Annotated in this window: 4 protein-coding genes; all 4 read left to right on the top strand. The window is 71.5% G+C overall.

Annotated features, from left to right (window positions below; translation table 11 throughout):
- Nucleotides 1-411, top strand: a 411-nt coding sequence (locus tag GT354_RS05415; RefSeq protein ID WP_161355024.1) for a helix-turn-helix domain-containing protein, incomplete at its 5' end; no start/stop codon positions are given.
- 284 nt (nt 412-695) lie between these two features.
- The gene (locus GT354_RS05410; RefSeq protein WP_346011870.1) at nt 696-2,057 is read left to right on the top strand and encodes a diaminopimelate decarboxylase; all 1,362 of its coding nucleotides are present in this window, start codon (nt 696-698) and stop codon (nt 2,055-2,057) included.
- A complete protein-coding gene (locus GT354_RS05405; RefSeq protein ID WP_161355022.1) occupies nt 2,054-2,887 on the top strand; it encodes a M55 family metallopeptidase in 834 nt (277 codons plus the stop codon). The genes GT354_RS05410 and GT354_RS05405 overlap by 4 nt, the downstream gene beginning before the upstream one ends.
- An 87-nt stretch (nt 2,888-2,974) precedes the next feature.
- Nucleotides 2,975-4,402 carry an amino acid permease gene (locus tag GT354_RS05400; protein WP_202511534.1) on the top strand — a complete coding sequence of 476 codons (1,428 nt, stop codon included), beginning with the start codon at nt 2,975-2,977 and terminating at the stop codon, nt 4,400-4,402.
- Nucleotides 4,403-4,599: the final 197 nt, after the last annotated feature.

Raw genomic sequence — 4,599 nt, 5'->3', positions numbered from 1 at the left:
CCCGACGCGCGCGAGGACGCCGAGCTCGTGGTGCGGGTGCTGCGTGAGCGGGCGGCGGCGGCCGGGGTGGCGGCGTCGGCGTCGGCGCTGTTCGCCGACGTGGTGTCCGAGGCGGCCCTGTTGCGCCTCCTGGACCGCGTCGAGCCGCTGTGGCCGAGAGCGGCGGGCCCGGTGCACGCGATGGTCGAGCACGACCGCCTGCACGGTTCCGAGTACAGCGCCTCGGTCGGCGCCTATCTGCGCGCGTTCGGCGACACCGCGGCCGCGGCCCGCGGGCTCAGCGTGCACCCGAACACCCTGCGCTACCGGCTGCGCCGGGCCAAAGAGCTTTTCGGCGTCGACCTGGACGACCCGACGGGCCGACTGCTCGCGGACATCGGCGTGCGCCTGGCCCGCCGCCCACCCGGGTGAGCCATTCCATGGGGCGGCCGCTTCGTGGCCGGGTCGGTGTGTGGTCGGCTTCTCGGAGTCGAGGTCGGCCCTCGAATTCCATGATCATTTTCTTGTCGGGTGCCACAGCGAACGCCGCGTCGTTTGGTTGCCCGCGACGCTGACGCCCGCGTACATCCGGATCCAGGCTGTGCATGCGGCCCGAACGAGTCGTGAACGCTAGAGACCTTCGAGGTGTGGTGCACGTGACTTCCGCAGTGGCCCGGCGCCGGCGATCGGCCCGAGAGGCGGCCCTGGCCCGGGTCGTGGATGCGGGCCTGCTCGGGCCCGAGGCCCCCTTGGTGGGCCTGCTGGACGTGGACGGCATCCGCGACTCGGTGGACGCACTGACGGCGGCGTTCGGCGACACGCCGGTACTGCACACGTTCGCGGCCAAGGCCTGCGGCCTGGTCCCGGTACTGCGGCTGCTCGCCGAAACGGGAATGGGCTGCGAGGTGGCCTCACCGGGCGAGTTGGAGCAGGCGCTCGCGGCCGGGTTCACCCCCGAGCGGCTCGTGCTGGACAGCCCGGCCAAGACGGTCGAGGAACTGCGGTACGCCCTCGCGCACGGCATCGCCGTCAACGTCGACAACTTCCAGGAGCTGGCCCGCGTCGACGCGATCCTGGCCGAGGGCCCGGCCGCGGGACCGATCGGCATCCGGGTCAACCCGCAGGTCGGAGCCGGCGCCATCGGCGCGATGAGCACCGCGACCACCACGTCCAAGTTCGGCATCGCGCTGCGCGACCCGGGGGCGGTCGAGGCCGTGGTCGACGCGTTCGCCCGCCGGCCGTGGCTGAACCGGCTGCACGCGCACGTCGGATCCCAGGGCTGCCCGCTGTCCCTGATCGCGGCCGGTCTGCGGGCCACGTTCGACCTCGCCGAGCACATCAACACCGTGTTGGGCCGCCGGCAGATCACCGGCCTCGACATCGGCGGCGGCCTGCCGGTGAACTTCGACGGCGACGAGGACGACCCGACCTTCGCCGACTACGTCGCCGAACTGCGCGCCACGGTGCCCGAACTCCTTGACGGCCGCTACCGATTGGTCACCGAGTTCGGCCGCTCGCTGCTCGCCAAGAACGGCACGATCGCCTCGCTCGTGGAGTACACCAAGAGCGCCGGCGGCCGACGGATCGCGATCACCCACGCGGGTGCGCAGGTCGCCACCCGCACGGTGTTCATGCCCCAGGCGTGGCCGCTGCGAGTGGGCGCGTTCGACGCGCACGGCCGCCCCAAGGACGCGCCGAACGAGATCCAGGACATCGCCGGCCCGTGCTGCTTCGCGGGCGACCTGACCGCCGTCGGGCGCGCCCTCCCGCTGCTCGACCCGGGCGACGTCGTCGCGCTGTACGACACGGGCGCCTACTACTTCTCGTCGCACTTCGCCTACAACTCGCTGCCCCGCCCGGCCGTGTACGGCTACCGCGTCGTCGACGACGACGTGCGTCTGGCCACCGTCCGCGAGGCGCAGACCATCCGCGAGGTGGTCCAAGAGAGCGGCGCGCCGCACGTGCACGCCCTGGTGGACCTGATATCCCCGAAGTCCTCGGGGAACTCGTCCGACGACGGCCGCGACGGCCGCGACGACCGTGACGACCCTTCGCACCCCGAGGAGGTGGCGGTATGACCCGCGTCCTGATCTCCGCCGACATGGAGGGCGCCACCGGCACGGTGCTGCCGGCCGACGTGACGGCCGGCAACCCGCGCTACGAACGCTTCCGACGCCTGCTCACCGGCGACGTCAACGGGGCCGTGGCCGGATTCCTGGACGCCGGCGCCGACGAGGTGATCGTCAACGACGCGCACTGCGGCATGGACAACGTGCTCCTGGAGGAACTCGACCCGCGCGCCGTGCTCATCGTCGGCCGCAACAAGCCACTGGGCATGCTCCAAGGGCTCGAACTCGACGTGGACGCACTGGCGTTCGTCGGCTACCACACCGGCGCGGGCGAGCCCGGCGTGCTCGCCCACACGTACCTGTCGCACAGTGTGCTCGCCGTGCGCGTCGACGGACGCCCCGTCGACGAAGGCGGCTTCAACGCGCTCGTCGCGGCCGAGGCGGGCGTCCCGGTGGTCCTGGTCACCGGCGACGACCTGACCTGCGCCGAGGCCGGCCGCTACGCGCCGGGCTGTCGTACGGTCGCGGTCAAGACGGCGATCTCCCGACACGCGGCGATCTGCCGCACGCCCGCCGCGACCTCGGCCGACATCCGCCGCGAGGCCGCCGCCGCGTTGGCGAGCCCGCCGCATCCATCCGCCATGCCGCCCGCGCCGCACGTGGTGGAGGTCGACGTGGACAGCCCCTACCTCGCCGAACGCGCGAGCGCGACGGCCGCAGTGACCGTCGTCGGCCCGCGCACCATCCGCCTGGAGGCCCCCGACGCCCGCGAGGCGCTGCGCCGTTTCCGGGCGCTGACCTGGGTGATCGGCGCGGGCCGAGAGGGCGACTGGACCTGACGGGTCGTCCCGCCGGCGCTCGTTCGTACCGGCTCGCCGTCCTGCCGCCCCGCTGCCACCCCCGTTCCCCGCCTCGCAGGAGTCTTCATGTCGCAGCACACAACCCCCACCGAGCAACCCCAACTGAGTCGTTCGCTCCGTAATCGACACATGGCCATGATCGCGATCGGCGGGGCGATCGGGGCCGGCCTGTTCGTCGGCAGCGGCAGCGTCATCAAGACCGCCGGACCGGCCGCGATCGTGTCCTACTGTCTGGCCGGCGCGCTCGTGCTGTGCACGATGCGAATGCTCGGCGAAATGGTCGTCGCGAGACCGTCCTCCGGGTCGTTCTCGGACTACGCGCGCAGCGCCATCGGCCCGTGGGCGGGCTTCACGATCGGCTGGCTGTACTGGTACTACTACGTGATCATCGTGGCCGTCGAGGCGGTCGCGGGCGCCGCGATCCTGCACGCCTGGCTCGATCTGCCCCTGTGGATCCTGGCGATGGCCCTGATGGCGGTGATGACCGCGACGAACCTGCTGTCGGTGAAGTCCTTCGGCGAGTTCGAGTTCTGGTTCTCCTCGGTCAAGGTCGCCGCGATCATCGCGTTCCTCGTCGTGGGCGGTCTGCACGTGTTCGGCGCGTGGCCGGGCAGTTCGTTCGACTTCTCCAACCTCACGTCGCACGGCGGCTTCGCGCCCAACGGCTTCACCTCGATCTTCTCCGCCATCGTCGTGGTCATCTTCGCCTTCGGCGGCGCCGAGATCGTCACGATCGCGGCCGCGGAGAGCAAGGAGCCCGAGCGGTCGGTGGCGCGGGCCACGACCGGCATCATCTGGCGGATCGTTCTGTTCTACGTCGGTTCGATCTTCCTCGTCGTCACGATCGTTCCGTGGGACGGCGCCGAGGTGCTGGCGAGCCCGTACGTCGCCGCGTGGGACATCATCGGCCTGCCCGGCGCCGGCACCGTGATGGACATCGTGATCCTGACCGCGGTGCTCAGCGTGCTCAACTCGTCGGTGTACGTGTCCTCGCGCATGCTCTTCGCGCTGGCCTCGCACGGCGACGCGCCCAAGTGGTCGGTCAAGACCAGCCGCCGCAACGTCCCGGTCCGGGCGATCCTGGCGGGCACGGTCGTCGGCTGGGTCTCGGTGGTGCTCGCCTACCTGTCGCCGGACACCGTGTTCACCTACCTGGTCAACTCCTCCGGCGCGATCGCCATCTTCATGTACGTGATGATCGGCGTGTCACAACTGCGCATGCGTCGTCGGCTGGAGCGCGAGGCTCCCGAGCGACTGATGCTGAAGATGTGGTTGTTCCCCTACCTCACCTGGATCGTCATGGCGGGCTTCGTCGCCGTACTGGTGGCCATGGCCGTCATCGACGACCAGCGCACCCAGCTGTTCACCAGCCTGGGCAGCCTCGCGGTCGTGCTCGTCGCGTACTGGATCCGCCGGACCTACGGTCCGCGCCCCGTCGGATCGCACGGCCGCGGCGACGTGCCGGCCGTCGCGGAACCGATATCCGCCCCGTAGGAGGGCACGGGGGTCGGCCGCATTCGTGGTGAGCCGAGCGGGGGGATCAGCCCGCGGGCTGCGCTTCGGCGGCGGCGGTCTCGCCCGGGTGTTCCGAATCCTTCGCGCCGCCGACGTCGGCGAGTGCGGCGGGCTCGGCGCCCGGGCCGGACGCGTTTCGACGACGGCGGCGCACGACGAGCGCCACGACCACGGCG

Source organism: Streptomyces sp. SID3343, assembly GCF_009865215.1.
Taxonomy (GTDB): Bacteria; Actinomycetota; Actinomycetes; order Streptomycetales; family Streptomycetaceae; genus Embleya.
This window is presented reverse-complemented; position numbering and strand designations above follow the sequence as displayed.

Coding starts and splice junctions, on each gene's coding strand:
- GT354_RS05405 (WP_161355022.1), top strand. CDS start 2,054: ATGACCCGCGTCCTGATCTCCGCCGACATGGAGGGCGCCACCGGCACG.
- GT354_RS05400 (WP_202511534.1), top strand. CDS start 2,975: ATGTCGCAGCACACAACCCCCACCGAGCAACCCCAACTGAGTCGTTCG.